The sequence below is a fragment of the Paenibacillus sp. NFR01 genome (genome assembly GCF_900111565.1).
Classification (GTDB): domain Bacteria; phylum Bacillota; class Bacilli; order Paenibacillales; family Paenibacillaceae; genus Paenibacillus_AQ.
This window is the reverse complement of the sequence record NZ_FOIK01000001.1, coordinates 776,827-791,318: the sequence shown is the minus strand read 5'-3', so window position 1 is coordinate 791,318 and position 14,492 is coordinate 776,827. Positions and strand designations below refer to the sequence as shown.

At 51.1% G+C, this 14,492-nt stretch carries 17 protein-coding genes; 6 read left to right on the top strand and 11 right to left on the bottom strand.

What is annotated here, in order from left to right; all coding sequences use genetic code 11:
* Window positions 1–77: 77 nt before the first annotated feature.
* From BMW84_RS03490 to BMW84_RS03470, 6 genes are all read right to left on the bottom strand, one after another.
* Entirely contained in the window at window positions 78–386 is a 309-nt protein-coding gene (locus BMW84_RS03490; RefSeq protein ID WP_091064505.1) for a hypothetical protein, read from the bottom strand.
* Window positions 387–555: 169 nt separating this feature from the next.
* Window positions 556–648: a YjcZ family sporulation protein gene (locus tag BMW84_RS25000; RefSeq protein WP_254772930.1), complete on the bottom strand. Its 93-nt coding sequence runs from the start codon at window positions 646–648 to the stop codon at window positions 556–558.
* A gap of 200 nt (window positions 649–848) precedes the next feature.
* Window positions 849–1,271, bottom strand: coding sequence for a hypothetical protein (locus BMW84_RS03485; protein WP_091064504.1), 423 nt, complete (start codon window positions 1,269–1,271; stop codon window positions 849–851).
* Between the two features lie 97 nt (window positions 1,272–1,368).
* Complete coding sequence (locus BMW84_RS03480; protein ID WP_175498658.1) at window positions 1,369–1,650, bottom strand: holin; 282 nt, start codon at window positions 1,648–1,650, stop codon at window positions 1,369–1,371.
* 6 nt (window positions 1,651–1,656) lie between these two features.
* Window positions 1,657–2,463 carry a glucosaminidase domain-containing protein gene (locus BMW84_RS03475; protein WP_091064502.1) on the bottom strand — a complete coding sequence of 269 codons (807 nt, stop codon included), beginning with the start codon at window positions 2,461–2,463 and terminating at the stop codon, window positions 1,657–1,659.
* Between the two features lie 247 nt (window positions 2,464–2,710).
* A complete protein-coding gene (locus BMW84_RS03470) occupies window positions 2,711–4,351 on the bottom strand; it encodes a diguanylate cyclase domain-containing protein (protein ID WP_175498657.1) in 1,641 nt (546 codons plus the stop codon).
* Between the two features lie 138 nt (window positions 4,352–4,489).
* On the opposite strand from BMW84_RS03470, the gene BMW84_RS03465 reads away from it, so the two are divergent.
* The 3 genes from BMW84_RS03465 (at window position 4,490) to BMW84_RS03455 (ending at window position 6,389) form a co-directional block, all read left to right on the top strand.
* On the top strand, window positions 4,490–4,774 hold the full coding sequence (locus BMW84_RS03465) for a hypothetical protein (RefSeq protein WP_091064498.1): 285 nt from the start codon (window positions 4,490–4,492) through the stop codon (window positions 4,772–4,774).
* A gap of 176 nt (window positions 4,775–4,950) precedes the next feature.
* Window positions 4,951–5,328, top strand: coding sequence for a PilZ domain-containing protein (locus tag BMW84_RS03460; RefSeq protein WP_091064497.1), 378 nt, complete (start codon window positions 4,951–4,953; stop codon window positions 5,326–5,328).
* 179 nt (window positions 5,329–5,507) lie between these two features.
* On the top strand, window positions 5,508–6,389 hold the full coding sequence (locus BMW84_RS03455; protein ID WP_091064495.1) for a sulfurtransferase: 882 nt from the start codon (window positions 5,508–5,510) through the stop codon (window positions 6,387–6,389).
* A 97-nt stretch (window positions 6,390–6,486) separates the two neighbouring features.
* Here BMW84_RS03455 and BMW84_RS03450 read toward each other — a convergent pair whose 3' ends face one another.
* From BMW84_RS03450 to BMW84_RS03440, 3 genes are all read right to left on the bottom strand, one after another.
* Window positions 6,487–7,230: an N-acetylmuramoyl-L-alanine amidase gene (locus BMW84_RS03450; protein WP_091064492.1), complete on the bottom strand. Its 744-nt coding sequence runs from the start codon at window positions 7,228–7,230 to the stop codon at window positions 6,487–6,489.
* A 12-nt stretch (window positions 7,231–7,242) separates the two neighbouring features.
* Window positions 7,243–8,967: a vWA domain-containing protein gene (locus BMW84_RS03445; protein ID WP_175498656.1), complete on the bottom strand. Its 1,725-nt coding sequence runs from the start codon at window positions 8,965–8,967 to the stop codon at window positions 7,243–7,245.
* 257 nt (window positions 8,968–9,224) lie between these two features.
* Window positions 9,225–9,899, bottom strand: coding sequence for a stalk domain-containing protein (locus tag BMW84_RS03440; protein WP_254772852.1), 675 nt, complete (start codon window positions 9,897–9,899; stop codon window positions 9,225–9,227).
* A 166-nt stretch (window positions 9,900–10,065) separates the two neighbouring features.
* Here BMW84_RS03440 and BMW84_RS03435 point away from each other — a divergent pair, with 166 nt between their 5' ends.
* Window positions 10,066–11,322: an MFS transporter gene (locus BMW84_RS03435; protein ID WP_091064488.1), complete on the top strand. Its 1,257-nt coding sequence runs from the start codon at window positions 10,066–10,068 to the stop codon at window positions 11,320–11,322.
* A gap of 33 nt (window positions 11,323–11,355) precedes the next feature.
* On the top strand, window positions 11,356–11,715 hold the full coding sequence (locus tag BMW84_RS03430) for an MmcQ/YjbR family DNA-binding protein (RefSeq protein ID WP_091064486.1): 360 nt from the start codon (window positions 11,356–11,358) through the stop codon (window positions 11,713–11,715).
* 97 nt (window positions 11,716–11,812) lie between these two features.
* Here BMW84_RS03430 and BMW84_RS03425 read toward each other — a convergent pair whose 3' ends face one another.
* Window positions 11,813–12,562, bottom strand: a complete 750-nt coding sequence (locus BMW84_RS03425; RefSeq protein WP_091064483.1) for an SDR family NAD(P)-dependent oxidoreductase — start codon at window positions 12,560–12,562, stop codon at window positions 11,813–11,815.
* Window positions 12,563–12,835: 273 nt separating this feature from the next.
* On the opposite strand from BMW84_RS03425, the gene BMW84_RS03420 reads away from it, so the two are divergent.
* On the top strand, window positions 12,836–13,432 hold the full coding sequence (locus tag BMW84_RS03420; protein ID WP_091064481.1) for a TetR/AcrR family transcriptional regulator: 597 nt from the start codon (window positions 12,836–12,838) through the stop codon (window positions 13,430–13,432).
* A gap of 48 nt (window positions 13,433–13,480) precedes the next feature.
* On the opposite strand, the gene BMW84_RS03415 is transcribed toward BMW84_RS03420, so the two are convergent.
* Window positions 13,481–14,491, bottom strand: a complete 1,011-nt coding sequence (locus BMW84_RS03415; RefSeq protein WP_091064478.1) for a LacI family DNA-binding transcriptional regulator — start codon at window positions 14,489–14,491, stop codon at window positions 13,481–13,483.
* Between the last annotated feature and the right edge of the window lies 1 nt (window position 14,492).

The following is a 14,492-nucleotide window of genomic DNA, read 5'->3' as shown; positions in this document are numbered from 1 at the left end:
ATCGCAAGAACCAGCAAAATGCCTCCCGCGAATCCTTCTCCGTCGAAATCTTCCATTCAAGCCACCTCTTTGCGGACTTAATCATTGTCGTCGTTCATTTTTTTCTTCACGGCATCCATCAGATCGCTCACGGTGATCCCGCTGTTTTCATTCATAAAGCTGACGATTTTATCGACGTTGTTGTTGGCGGATCCGTTCAGCGTATTATATTTTCCGACCAGGCCGACAACAAGAGAAGCATCTCGAAACACCTGAAATGAATCCACTCTCAGTTTTCCGGTCAACAAAAGCGCGGCGACGGTCGCTTCAAGCCCTTTGTTTTTATTTAGCGCAGAGGCGGCTGAAGTACGTTTGGCGCTCGTTTTCTTTTTTCCGGGAGCGGCCATACCCTTTCTTCCTCCCCTGTCCGGTCTTCAAACAGACTTTGTGCGCCCGTAACGTATTGTATGCTGGAGAGAGAGGGGACTGTGAATGAGAAAATGCAGCTGCCGCAAAAAAAGAAAAGCGCGTTCCGCGGCGTTCGGGCCGGGACACGCGCTTTTGCAGGAACAATCCCTAGATGAAGCAGGCGCTCAGGATGATAACCAGCAGGATATAAAGAACCAGAATCGCGCCGGTAGATGTAAAGGGACTAACAACGGGGTTCACCGGACCAACGTTTGCAGGGCTGACGTAACCGCAATCTGCACCCATGAGAAATGACCTCCTTTTTGATGATCACTACACGATAGCTTATGTATCCGGGGCACAGTCAGTTTGGGCGAAATGGCATACTTTAGGGCGCGACTATTTCGTCCTGTAAAAGAAGGCATCCAGCCCGGGAACTTTAAAGGTGGATGCCTTATGGTTTAGTCTGAAACGAGAATACCGTCAAAGCTTTCCGGACCTACCCGTACGCTTCCGAGCAGGTTTGAAGATACGAATGCGGTGTACGTCAGCTGGCTGGTAATCGGCGGATTGAAGTCGTCGGCAGAGAACGAGATGACCTGCGGCGCCAGAACGCTAAGGCTAAAGGTCGATGTGGCGCTGTACACGACCGGATCCGTAGGCAGCGTACCTCTGACCACCGTCACCGTAATTCCGACAAGTGCCAGCGGCAATTGAAGGGACACGGTTCCGCTTAACAGAACCCGCGGATTGGTCGTAATGCCGGTGGTGACAAGTCCGATTTGGCCGAATAATTGCGGTGTATTGATGACAAGAATCGGAATGGCGATCGAGTTGCCGTAGCTCGCGTTCTGCGAAGTGCGGGCATCAATAAATGTGCTCATGAATCTCCCTCCTTTCTTGCTTATATGCTTAGTATATTTAGCGTGCCATGGATTGGACTGGTTGGTTATCCTCCGGCAAATGCGTAACTTTTCTGTTTTACGGCCCTTTGGTTGTACCGTCCCGCTTGTTGAATGCCAGTTCGAATAAGCCCGTCGCCGACAGTCCGGCGATCCCTCCGGCCCAGAGCCGCAACGCCAGCCCCAGATCGGTGAGCGGGAATGCCGCCGCACCGACCAGCAGCCCGATCCCCAAGCCGATGGCGGGTATGATATTGCGCGGGAGGTCAAACGTTGTTTTGACCAATTGGACAAGCGCCATGACAAATACGGACAGCACGCTGGCAAAGGTCAATACCTGATTCAGCGCTTCATTCTCCATCTTCCATCATCTCGCCTTTCCGGTAACGAGAAGTCCCGCACGGTTCAGGACCGTTAACAACCGGTAAAAGTCGTAGCTTCCGCCTGTCGGCGTATCCAGCAGGCCTGCGGCTACCGCGGCATTTACCGCCGGTTCCGCCCAGGCCGGAATCGCCGTCAGGACACTTCGGCTTTCCAGGGCCCCTAGCCGGTCCCCTATAGTTTTGATCGCCGAGCCTTGCTCCTGCACCCCGGTCTTCAAGGTATCCCGGCTGACCGTCAGGCCGGCAAGCAGCACCCGCAGTTCCGCCAGTTCCGTCTCCAGCTCCGTAAGTCTTTGCTTATCTTCCGCCGACATCTCGTCATCCTCCTTAATTTCGTCATACTGATAGAGGTTATACGTATCCATCATTTGAATCAGCTTGGCCGCATAATTCGGATCGGTCGCATAACCTGCTGCGGCAATTTCCCTCGCCGCCGTTTTTCCATCCACACCGATGGCTTTGCTGTAAAGCCCGCGGTTCCAGGAGACTCCGCCGACAAGGATCGCCGAATGATCCGCCACAGACTCGCCCCAGTTATGATAGGCCCGGAAAGCCGCAGTCACCTGGACGGCCTTTCCGTTCACGTATTCCGTTGTTCTCATGGCAATGCTTCCGGCCGGGCCGCTGCCTTTAATGCCAAAAAGGTTGCCCGCCCTGACCGTCAGCCCGCTGCTGCCAAAGCCCGATTCGAGCGCCGCCTGGGCAATCGTCAGAGAAGCCGCGATATGGCTCCGCTGCATGTCCGCCACCGCATAGGGAGCGATTTTTGCGATAAATTCGGACGCCGTCATTTCATCACATCCTTTTCCTACATTTAATGCTGCAGAATTTCGCAAGGCTTGTGCGCCTCCCTATCGCTACCTGATATAACTGCGCAACGCCGTTCGCCGGCGGAAATAAAAAGATGTCCCAAAAGGCTCAGCAGAAAAGCTGCATTGCCTAAAAACGCAAAAATGCGTTCCCCGATAACCAGAGGATCGCATCTCGCTTCTATTACTCTTACAGATTCATAACTTGTCTCTAGCACTTCATTTCCGTTTAACCTGTAGCTTCAAAGGTAATCCGGTTGTGCCCGCTTCGTTTGGAGATAAACAACGCCTCATCGGCAAGCTCAAGCACCTCGCGGATGTCCGGGCCTTCCGGCAACCATACCGCCGCACCGATGCTGCAGCCCACCTGAATGGATTTGCCGTCGATCATGTAAGGCTGATTGAGCCGCCCGATTATCCGGCTCGCCACAACCTCCGCTTCCTGCATCGGCTTGCCCGCCGATGTGCTCAGCACCACAATAAACTCATCCCCCCCGATCCTGGCGACGATTTCGTGATCGCGGATGCATCCTACTAACCGGTGAGCCGCTTCCTTCAGCAATAAATCGCCCGCAGCAAAGCCGGGTCCGTCATTCACCTTTTTAAATCCGTCGAGATCCAAATGCAGTACGCTGAGCGATGATTTATTCTGCCGCGCTTTCTGCATCCCTTGAACCAGGATGCCGTCAAGCGCTTCGCGGTTTGGAAGTCCGGTAAGCAGATCATGCAGCGTTGTATCGGTCAGCGGTATCAGCCGCAACTCCCCCCTGCCCGGCTTTCCGCCGGACAACAGGCGCAATGCGTTCCCCAGCGCTTCCAGCTCGGGCATCCGCATCGGCGGAATGCTGACCGTCTCAGGAGCGCAGGCGAGCTGTTCTGCCGAACCGGTCAAAGAAGCAAGCGCTGCGGCCAAACTCCCCCCGATCATCCGTCCCAGAAGCGCCAGAATGATCATGGCTGCAGCTCCGCACAATGCGATGAAGCGTTCCAGCCGGTACAGACCGGCAAGCACGGCCGATCGAGGTTCGCGGACGATGATGGCAACATCTTTACCTTGGTAACCGCGGTAGCCTTGGCTTAGGGCATAGCCGCTGACATAACTGTTCTGCCCGGCTTCCTCATCTGCGACCCAGCCGTTCCCCTGCTTCTTCGCTTCGGCAAGCACGTCACCGGATAGCTTGCTGCCAAGCCAGATGGTTCCGCCCTCAATCACCGCACCATCTGCGGTCCGGATGATCAGAATGTCCCGGTCGTCCGGGGTGGCCGCGGTTTTCTTCTCCCGGTTTTGCGCACTCGCTTCCCAATCGGCATCGCTGGCGTATGTATAAGCGGCAAGCACACCCGCCACTGCTCCATCGCTGCCGTACACCGGCAGGCTGATCCCGATAAAACGCGGCAGGTGTGCCGGGTTCAGGTGCAGGACGCCCGCTAAATCCGGTTGCGGCTGAACGCTTTGAATCATCGTCTGAAGCAGCCCGTCCTTGTAAATCGGCTGACTTCCGAGATCTTGTCCGGTCAGCAAATGACCGGTATCCGCGGCAACGATTCCGTCGGCCGCCCGGATATACCCTGTCCACGCAAAGTAAGGCAGGCTGCGCTGGAACGTATTCAACGCGTCTTCGATTCGGGCCGGCTCGGCAAGTCCGCGAAACACCGCCGCCTGTGACAGAAGTTCCAGCTCTCGTGCATTTGCCCAGACGTGTCGGTCCCTCTCCTCGGCCAGGGCCTGCGCGTACACCGCAAATGAACGCCCGGCGTTGTCCATCAGGGTGTCCCCATGACGATGGACGATCAGCAGCGTTAAAGCGGTCAGCAGTACAGCAATCAAAGCAAACAAGCCGGTAAAAAACGTGCGCAAATTCAGCTTCATTCCCATTCTCCTTTTATATCAATACCCTCACATCTTCTAGCAAAATTGTCATGAGTTTGCCCGGCGGCACCCTGCATGGCGGGGCGGTATAGTATACTTTTCTCATTACGTCACGTCATAATGAAGGAGTGTATCCCCATGTCCGAACAATACGAAATTTATGATGACCCGTTTAAAATGCTCATTCTTCTGGCCAACCTGGTCTCCGAAAAGCTCGGTGTACAGCTGGACTACGCCAATGTTCCCGTCTACGAAAACGATGTGTTCGCCCTCGCCCACGAGAAGTTCCTTTACAAAAAAGACGGCACCGAAATTACCTGGCTCGAATTCCTCGGCCGGGACATCTCATCTTCGCAGGATCTCAGCCGGGCGGAGTACAACAAAATGTTCGTCGATTGCATGGCTTCGCTCTACCAGTTCTAAAGCGCTACATAATTATGTATAAAAGCAAATTCTCATGTGAGCAGCCCTTTTCTTCTAGATAAGGGCTGTTTCTTTATATATCGGTTTAAATTTTCTTTTTTAAAAATGGCACTTTAGGAGATTGTTTCACGAGAGCCGTTTCGATATAATAGCAAAAAAACAAGCGGAGGTAAATGATGGAAGACTCCACCCGTAAGGAACCGTTCCGGTACGTAATGAACCAGCCGATTGAGTGCTGGCTTGAAGTTCCCCCCGGGAATGCCGGCCCCGGCGCGGGTAAATTAACGGAGGGCGTACTCTTGGACCTCAGCCGTTCGGGCTGCAAGGTCCGTACATCCCTGAATCTCCGTTTTAGTGCCGGCGATACGCCGCTGGTCATTCATTTCCGCCTGACGGGCGATATGCTCAAGCTTACCGGCAGCGTGCGTTGGGGTTGGATGTTCGGCCTTGGGCAATATCAATACGGCATTCGTCTGGATCTGGAGCCGATTGAAGAGACCCGGCTGTTAAATGAACTAGAACTATGGATGCATTCGCGGCAAGCACTGGGCTAACCGGAATTGGTTTGTCTTTATCTAAGTAATATACATAAATGATTAATACTCAGCATCACCTCTGAGGCTCTTTGGCACTCCGGCTGCCAGGGAGCCTTTTCTCAGAATTGAATTATACGGAGTCCGCTTTTTCAGCTATAATGGTTTCCATATGAAACCACGCAAAGGATGGGATCTTTATGGAAGCTACGGTTACCAAACGCTGGCTGCTTGCCAGACTTTATGATCCGGAACAGACGATTGTGGATTGCCGTTTTACACTGGGAAGCCCGGAAGCCGGCAGAAGCAGTTATGAAAAAGAACATATTCCGGGAGCCGTCTATCTGGACCTGGAACTGGATTTGTCTGCTCCCGTAGGCGAACATGGCGGACGCCATCCGCTCCCTGATCCTGAGGCGCTTGCAGCTAAGCTAGCGAAGCTCGGCATCGGCAACGATACCCGCATCGTTGCTTATGACGATGAGAGCGGCATGAACGCCGCCCGGCTGTGGTGGCTGTTGCGTTACATCGGGCACGAGCAGGTATTTATACTGGAAGGCGGGTTCAGCAGCTGGAAAGCGGAGAATTATCCGGTGACGGACTACCAGCCTGTTCGCGTGCCGAGCTCATTTGTGGCCAAGGTTCAGCCGCAGATGCTGGCTGGTGTCGCTGAGGTACGCCGGGTGTCGGAGCTGACCGCTTCGGCCGAAGCCGAGACCTCTGCAGTGGATGCCACCCCTGTCCTTCCCGTCCTGATCGACTCCCGCGCCAATGACCGCTATCGCGGGGAGAACGAAACGATGGACAAAAAGGCCGGGCATATTCCAGGCGCAGTGAACTTTTTCTGGAAAGAAACGCAAAATGCCGACGGCAGCTATAAAAGCGCCGAGCAGCTTCAAGAGCATTTTGCCGGACTGGACAAGGAACGCGAGATGATCGTCTACTGCGGCTCCGGCGTAACGGCCTGCCCGAACGTGCTGGCACTTGAAAAGGCCGGATATAAGAATGTGCGGCTGTATGCAGGGAGCTGGAGCGACTGGGTCAGTTACGGGGAGAATCCGGTGGCGACGGGAGAGGGATAGAGTTTGAGAGGTGTATATCGACAATAAAAAGGACTGAACCGGGAAAAGAGTAAGCTCCCTGGTTCAGTCCTTTTTGAGAAGGTGATGGGTCAGCAATTCAGTTTAAATAATACGAATCGAGACCTTTTTTAATCCCTTGGACAATCTTATCTTGATATGCAGCCTGGCTTAACTTCAGGTCTTCTTTACGATTGGTCATAAAACCCATTTCGATTAGCAGTACCGGCACGGTTGACCAGTTGAATCCGGTAAGATCGCTCCGAGGGATTAATCCGCGCGATGTCGCCTGCGTTTCCTTCAGCACCGCCTTGGATAGAACCTTGGTGATTTCCAGACTCTGCGCTGCAATCTTTTTCGTAGAGTCATTGTCTGTGGAAGGGTAGAGAAATGACATGCCTTGGATACTGTGATTCTCGCTTCCGTCTGCATGGAGTCTAAGGGTCAGATCAGCTCCTGCCTGATTGCATCTTGTGGCTCGCTCGCGGTTGGATATATCTACATTATTAGTGCTGCGGATCATGACAACTTCATAATCTTTCTGGAGTACTTTCTCCAGCTTCAATGCCACCTCAAGGGTAAGTTTGTACTCGGGTTTACCGGTGGCTATGCCCTGTGTGCCACTTGACACCTTAGGTTTAACAGTACGGCTTCCTGGCGCTATCGGCTCTTTTGCATTGTTTGCTTTACTTTGGTGTCCTGCATCGATGCAAATAACCGTCTTTGCTTGTGTACTGCCCTGGGATTGTGAATCTGCTGCCTTCACATTCGGAATAGTTAGTACGCTGCCTGACACCAGCGAGATTACAATCAGCATGAGGATTATTTTCCATTTTACGTGCATGTTTAACTCCTATCAATTTGGCCAAGGATTGCCGCTATATAATTTTTTGACTCCGTTATCTGTACATAAAGAACCAGGGTCTGAACGATCACGGTAGATGGAGCATTCGTCACGCCCAAAATCACTTACTTGCCAATTTCCCGAAATTCCATTTCGAACTAACGTATACGTATTCAAATCTGCCTCATAGACCTGCTTGTTATTTAGCAGCACAGGGAAAAACTTGAAAAATCTGATTTTATAGGCTCCGTCCTGTAGTGGACTTATGGAATCAACCCGATAATTCACCAAAGGATCAATAACCTTTGGCGTACCTTTAGCGTTCGCGTTGACATAATCAACCTCAATGCGTTTCTTTAAATTGTTGTAGAACTGCGACCCTTCCTGCACATCGCCTTGTACTGAAGAGAAATCCAGCAGGTTAACCGATTGGGCATAATGAACCTGATAATTGAACAAGGCATTCTCTACATCAATGGAATTACTGTCGAGTCTCCGTTTATAGGTAAGTGAAGCCGTCCGTGCTTGCCGCAGCGGAGCATTCATGTCCATTACAAATGAAAATTCTTGGCCAGGAGTAACCTTCTGAGATGGAAGATAGGTCAGCTTGTACTGCTTCACGTATCTTTGGAAGACCGTATCGTAAATGCGGCTCAGCTCAGTCTGCAGATCATCGTCAACGCTCAGGAAAAAGTGTTCTCCCCCGGTCTGCTGGGCGATATACGACAAATTGTCATCCTCTTCTCCGAAACCAATCATATAAATGGGAATCCCCAATTGCTTTGATAGATCGATTACGGATTGAACGGAGGAACCATAGTTGGAATCCTTGCCATCCGTAAACGCAATCACATATTTGGGCCCTTGCTGCTCGTTCGTATCATACAGAGCTTTTGTTAAAGAATCATACAACGCCGTCTGTCCACCATCGGAAGCTACCCCGGATAGCTTTAAACTAACTGCATTTCGGTTCGAGGTAAAAGGGATATCTGCAACAGACGGAACATAGCTGGAGAAAGACAATATCTCAAATTGTCCCTTGGCTTCTGCGGGAATATTATCGATGAACTCGATCGCTGCCAGCCGTACAAGGTCCATTTTGGAGGTGGATACCCCAGTAGTCGGCGGATCCTGCATGCTCCCGCTTTTATCTATTACCAGATTTACGCTGACCGTGTCACTGTCTTCCACAAGTGAAAGTCCCTGAACCGCCTGCCCATTTACCTTGAACATTTCCTTGCTGAGCGACATCTGTTCAATTTCCTTTTGGTATTCTTGATCAGCGAACAATGAAAAATACACATCAACTTTGCCATCTCCATAGCGGGATGAATCCACCTGGTTAACCTTAATATAAGCCGGCTCCGCCGGAACAGGTGAAGGCGATGCATCCGGCACATCGGTAGATACCGGAGCAGCCGCAGCTTCAGATGGAGAAGGATTAGCAAAGTTCCCCCGAGCCGTATCCGCTTTACCTTGCACCGCATCACTTCCATTCCTTAGCCAGGCGAAGGCGCTAACGGCCAGCAGCAATACTGCAACAATCACAAGAAACGGCATCTTCCAGCTTTTAGTATTTTGTTTTCTAACACGTTGAATCTCATTTGCAGGCACCGCATCAAGTTGCGGCAGTTTTGCCGGTTCCTTAAACTCCGATTCTCCCTCTAAAGCATATCCGCATTTTTTACAAAAAAGATCGCTTGAAGACGCCTGGGTACCACATTTCCCGCAAAACATGCTCATTCCACCCTACTCTATTTGTGGTTTCTACTTTCCTTATGAAGACACTTTATAAAACCGTATGTATTGGGCCTAATTTAGTCCACTCTATTGTTAATATCCCACCTTTCCGTATCTTTTTCATAATCTACTCACTATGGATGCCCGAACTATATATTCAACATCATACAAAATATTCCTTCATGAATTGCACTAAAACGCTTGTGCATATAAAAAGCCCGCGTTACACGCGGGCTTTTTGCATTCATCCCTATTTATTTATAATAGGAAGTCGTCAACGGAATGAATACGGAACCTCCGCTTTTCACATCGCCATGCACGAACAGCTTCTTCACTCCGGCGATATCGACCTCAATCGTGATCAGGCCGCCATCTACGGAAATATCCTGCTTTTTTAATACCGTATCCGTGTCGCTATCCTGTACCGTGAAATCTTTTATGTCCGAACCGATCGCTGCCACCTGTAGATATAGCTTCTGGTATTTTCCGTTCGGGTATAGCATAAACGAGCTACCGCGGGTGCCGCTTCCATTATCGAAAAAGACTTCTTTATAGTCCTTGCCTTTGTAGATCGTCATGTTCGGATCCTTGGTATGGTAAGGGGGTGCATTGAATCCTGCCGCGATGGATACACCCTCCGTCTGTTCACCTAAAAGAATCGTATTGTTGGTGCCGTCGAAATTCACGGTTACGCCCAGAAGATCGGATACCGCACGTACCGGCAAATAAGTGGTATCGTTATAAGAGATGGGCGTAATCACTGCGCCGCTGCTGTTCTTTAGCTGAACGGGTTGGCCGTCCACTTTGAACTTGATACCGGAATTCAGGTAAGCTTTGATCTCTTGGAGATTCGAGCCGGCGTAGACGCCGGTTCCAAGACATCCCAACATAGCCAAAGAGGTAACTGCAATTGCCGTTATTTTTTTCAATCCGCAAGCCCCTTCCTGATATTTAAAATTTAAAATGAATCAGGAAGATTATACCTATTTCCTACTTCATAGACAAGGCGAAGAGATGAGTATTGACAATCTCCACTGATTATCATTTAATAGCCTGGATCTTCTATTCTACTTAAGTCATCTTGGAGGATAACATATGGCAAAACCTTTCTTTCCCAGACTTCGGGGCAACAGCCGCGGCTGCTTGGCCTTCGAGCCCTTTTTCCTGATTCCTTACAGCATGTTCTCCACCTACGCCACGCTTTATATGTACGAGCTTGGGCTGACGGAAGTTAACATTGGCTGGATTACCACCATTGGACTGATCGTGCAGGTATTTTCTTCGTTGCTCAGCGGATTTTTAACGGATCGCTTAGGGCGTAAGCGGGCCATCTTATATTTTGACCTGCTTAGCTGGAGCGCGGCTACGTTGCTCTGGGCCATTTCGCAGAACCTGTGGTTTTTTGCAGCGGCTGTAGTCATCAACGGCTTTCAGCGCGTGCCGCATGTCGCCTTTTATTGTCTCATTGTTGAAGATACGCGGCCCGAGGACCGTACTTACGTCTTCACGTTGCTGCAATTTATCGGCGTCGTCGGAGGGTTGTTCGCTCCGCTCGGGGGTATACTGGTGGCTCATTACGGAATGGTCGAGGGGATGAGGATCATGTACGTTCTCGCCTGTCTTTTTATGACCTTTCAGTTCGTAGGCCGTCATTTAACGACACGCGAAACCGAAGCAGGCATTCAGAAACGGCTAGAAACGCGTCAGCTCGGCATGAAGCAGGTTATGGTCGAATATGGCGGCGCTTTCAGAGAATTGTCTGCCGACCGGAATCTGCTGCTCATTTTCGCCGTGTACATCCTGTTCAACTTTCAGGCCACACTGAAATCAACCTATCTTTCGCTGTATCTGGCGGACTATTTGCATTTGAACAGCGGCATCCTATCCTTGTTTCCCGCCGTTTCCTCCGTTATTATGCTGCTGACGCTGTGGATTCTGATGCCCAAAATTCCGGATGGAGGCGCCCACCGCTCTATGATGGCCGGCTTTGGGCTCTCCGCTGTATCCAATGTAATGCTGGTCGTCTATCCTTCGGCAAGCCTGTTTTGGATCGGACTCAGCACCATTCTGGCAGCCGTCGGATTAATGATCAGCTCCCCTTATCTGGAAGCCGCCGTGCAGAACGCCATCGACGATGATAAGCGGGCCAAAGTGTTCTCCATGCTGTCCGTGCTGATCCTCCTGTTCACGGCGCCCGCGGGCATTATCGGCGGATGGGCCTATAAGCTGGACCCGCGGATCCCGTTGTGGCTGGTAACCGTTGCATTTGCCGTCTCGTATCTGCTGCTGTACCTGTACCGAAAACGAACAATTCGGAATCGCAGGATCAGCAGCGAAACCCGGGCAGGATAGACTGAGGTTAGATTCCTTTAGGAGGTTCTGAAATTGACGAAAGACGAAATTATCGAATATTGCTTAACCTATGCAAGCACCTATCATGATTCCCCTTTTGATCCAACATCGACGGTCGTTCGTCATTTGGCAAACCAAAAAATGTTTGCTCTGATCTTTAACCGGGGTGGGAATTTATGCATTAATCTGAAATGCGATCCCGAAAGATCCGATTTCTACCGCAGCGCTTATGCTGAAATTACGCCCGGATATCATATGAACAAGGAACATTGGAATACCGTGATTCTGGATGGGGAGCTCTCTGAGGATGTTATCAAGGAGCTGGTCAAGCACAGCTTTGATCTGACAAGACCGAAAATAAAGGTAAAAAAGAACAACGAGGACGAAGCTTGATTTTCGGTGAGGCAGCATTTCTCAGGAGACGACGCCCTACTTCTTCCAATATGTAAAAACCCGGCTTGGAACACTGTTCCAGGCCGGGTTTTTTAAATCAAATCTGGCGCATGCCGCCATCGACAAATAACTCGATTCCGTTGATAAAGCTGCTGTCCTCCGAAGCGAGGAAGGCTACGGCACCGGCGATTTCTTCCGGTTGTCCTACACGTCCCAGAGGAATGGACTGAGCCATTTGCTGCAGGAACTGCTGCGACTCCTCTTCGCTGCCCGCAAGACCCGTCAAGCCCGGCGTATGAATGACACCTGGACTAATGGCGTTAATCCGGACTTTCCGCGACTGCAGATCCACAATCCAGCCTCTGGCAAAACTGCGGATGGCCGCTTTGGTGGCACTGTAGATGCTGAATGCCGGCATGCCCGATGAAGCCGCAGTAGAGCTCGCGAGAATGATCGAAGCGCCGTCATTGATCAGCGGCAATGCCTTTTGAACCGTAAAAATCGTTCCTTTTACATTAATGTTAAAGGTCTTCTCATAATGTTCTTCCGTAATCTCGCCCAGCGGAGCGAACTCGCCGCCACCTGCATTCACGAACAAAATATCGATTTGCTTCTGTTGGCCGCGAATTACATCATACAGATGATCCAGATCTTCCAGCCGGGACACATCGCTGCGGACACCGGTTACGTTGGAACCGATATTCGCTACAGCCGCATCCAGTTCAGCTTGACGGCGGCCGGTAATAAATACATAAGCTCCCTCGTTCACCAGCCGCTTCGCCGTTGCCAAACCAATTCCCGAGGTCCCGCCTGTAATTACTGCAACTTTACCTTGAAGTTTTGTCATTTTAATCACTCCTATTTATATTTTGAATTTATGAGAAAGGTATATTATGGAATGAACTATGTAGAGCTAATATAAGTGCTTGTTGATAACCATCTTCCGTTACCATCCTCTCTGTATCAATTATTTAGCGTACGCTAAATATATACCCACAGCCGCTCGCTGTCAATAATTATTTTAGTGATCGTTACATAAATATAAAAGCTGGCATATTGGCGTGCTTCATCGATCTGTTATAATGGGATCAGAATGAACCGGCAGTCAGGAGGCGTAGTAATGGCAAAAGGAAGACCCCGGGCTTTTGATACCGAGACCGCTTTGGATCAGGCCCTCTACCTGTTCTGGCGAAAAGGCTATGAGGGCACTTCCATCTCCGATCTTACGGAAGCAATGGGGATCAATGCTCCCAGTCTGTATAAAGCTTTTGGCAATAAAGAGCAGCTATTTATCCGGATCTTAGACCGGTATGCGGAAGGACCCGCTGCATACATGATCGAAGCTTTTCAGCAGCCGACGGCCCGCAAAATGATTGAGGCTTTGCTCTATGGCGCTGCCCGTGCAACAACCGATCCGGCGACTCCGGGCGGCTGCCTGACGATCCATGGCGCGCTCTCAACGGGAGAAGCCGGACAAACTGTCAAACACGAGTTGGACGTAAGGCGTGCAGGCGGCGAAACCGCAATGCGGGAACGTTTTAAACAGGCTCAAGCAGAAGGAGAACTTCCGGGGGACGTGGATGCAGCCGACCTGGCTGCATTTTACAGCACGATCTTCCAGGGGCTTGCTGTCCAAGGCGGTGCTGGTGCCAGCGAAACCAAGCTTCGCCGTGTGGTAGATCTGGCTCTTCAGCTCTGGCCTGGCTCAGCTCAATAACAGAAAAACCGGCCTCAAAGGTACAATCCTCTTGAGGCCGGTTTTTGTTTAGTTATTTAAATCTTTTACGGATTCGCGGGATAGAAGCTCCGGAGGAAAACGCACCGTTCGCCCGGCTCCTCCATTTAGCAGCTCGATTAATAGCTCGGCCGCGTGTGTGCCGATCCAATCGAAGCAGTGACGAACGGTGGACAATGGGGGCGTCGTATACGCCGTGAAAAAAGCCCCGTCATAGCCCATCACCGACATTTGTGCCGGAACGGGAATCGATCTGCGGTACAGCTCCAGCATCGCTCCCATCGCCATAAGGTCATTTGCGCAGCAAATGGCTGTCATCTCCGGAGCCTTCTCCAGCAGCAGCGCGGCACAACTCGATCCGCTGGCCCCGCTGAAATCTCCCGTTACTACCCAGGAAGGATCATGGATGATACCTGCGGACTCAAGCGCGTCCCGAAAACCCGCATATCGCTGCTGACAGATCGGAACCTGCTCCGGACCGTTGATGTAGCCGATAAAGCGATGACCTTGGCTGGCCAGGTATGTTCCGGCGATGCGCCCGCCTTCATAGTCATCCGATGCTACCAAAGAGCAGCGTGGACCCAAGCTGTTGCCCAGATTAACGGAAGGTATCTTTAATTTCAGCGCCTCCTTCATGAGCGGATGCTCTTTGGAGAAAGGCTGCAGAAACACGCAGCCCTCCAGGTTTCGCGATTGGACCCATTCCCGCAGGCTCCCTCCCCGATAACCAACGAACGGTACCGAGAAAATCAGCATTTCCTTACGGTAAAGACGCAATGCCTTGCGCAGCGGCGCAAAAAAATCCTCGAAATCCCGAATGGACTCCATCCCGAACTCCGGAAAAAAAACCCCGATCAGGTTGCTCCGCCGAGTCACCAGCTGTTTGGCTCCTGAATTTGGAACGTACCCAAGCTCCTCGGCTGCTTGCCGAACCTTTTCAATCATGCTCGGATGTACGCCATAACTTCCGTTTAAAGCACGCGAGACCGTGCTGACGGAGCAGCCGACCTTTTTCGCCAAATCCTTTATTGTTGCCGGCATA

Coding starts and splice junctions, on each gene's coding strand:
- BMW84_RS03415 (WP_091064478.1), bottom strand. CDS start 14,491: ATGCCGGCAACAATAAAGGATTTGGCGAAAAAGGTCGGCTGCTCCGTC.
- BMW84_RS03485 (WP_091064504.1), bottom strand. CDS start 1,271: ATGAGCACATTTATTGATGCCCGCACTTCGCAGAACGCGAGCTACGGC.
- BMW84_RS03435 (WP_091064488.1), top strand. CDS start 10,066: ATGGCAAAACCTTTCTTTCCCAGACTTCGGGGCAACAGCCGCGGCTGC.
- BMW84_RS03490 (WP_091064505.1), bottom strand. CDS start 386: ATGGCCGCTCCCGGAAAAAAGAAAACGAGCGCCAAACGTACTTCAGCC.
- BMW84_RS03425 (WP_091064483.1), bottom strand. CDS start 12,562: ATGACAAAACTTCAAGGTAAAGTTGCAGTAATTACAGGCGGGACCTCG.
- BMW84_RS03470 (WP_175498657.1), bottom strand. CDS start 4,351: ATGAAGCTGAATTTGCGCACGTTTTTTACCGGCTTGTTTGCTTTGATT.
- BMW84_RS03450 (WP_091064492.1), bottom strand. CDS start 7,230: ATGCACGTAAAATGGAAAATAATCCTCATGCTGATTGTAATCTCGCTG.
- BMW84_RS03445 (WP_175498656.1), bottom strand. CDS start 8,967: ATGTTTTGCGGGAAATGTGGTACCCAGGCGTCTTCAAGCGATCTTTTT.
- BMW84_RS03465 (WP_091064498.1), top strand. CDS start 4,490: ATGTCCGAACAATACGAAATTTATGATGACCCGTTTAAAATGCTCATT.
- BMW84_RS03455 (WP_091064495.1), top strand. CDS start 5,508: ATGGAAGCTACGGTTACCAAACGCTGGCTGCTTGCCAGACTTTATGAT.
- BMW84_RS03480 (WP_175498658.1), bottom strand. CDS start 1,650: ATGGAGAATGAAGCGCTGAATCAGGTATTGACCTTTGCCAGCGTGCTG.
- BMW84_RS03460 (WP_091064497.1), top strand. CDS start 4,951: ATGGAAGACTCCACCCGTAAGGAACCGTTCCGGTACGTAATGAACCAG.
- BMW84_RS03475 (WP_091064502.1), bottom strand. CDS start 2,463: ATGACGGCGTCCGAATTTATCGCAAAAATCGCTCCCTATGCGGTGGCG.
- BMW84_RS03420 (WP_091064481.1), top strand. CDS start 12,836: ATGGCAAAAGGAAGACCCCGGGCTTTTGATACCGAGACCGCTTTGGAT.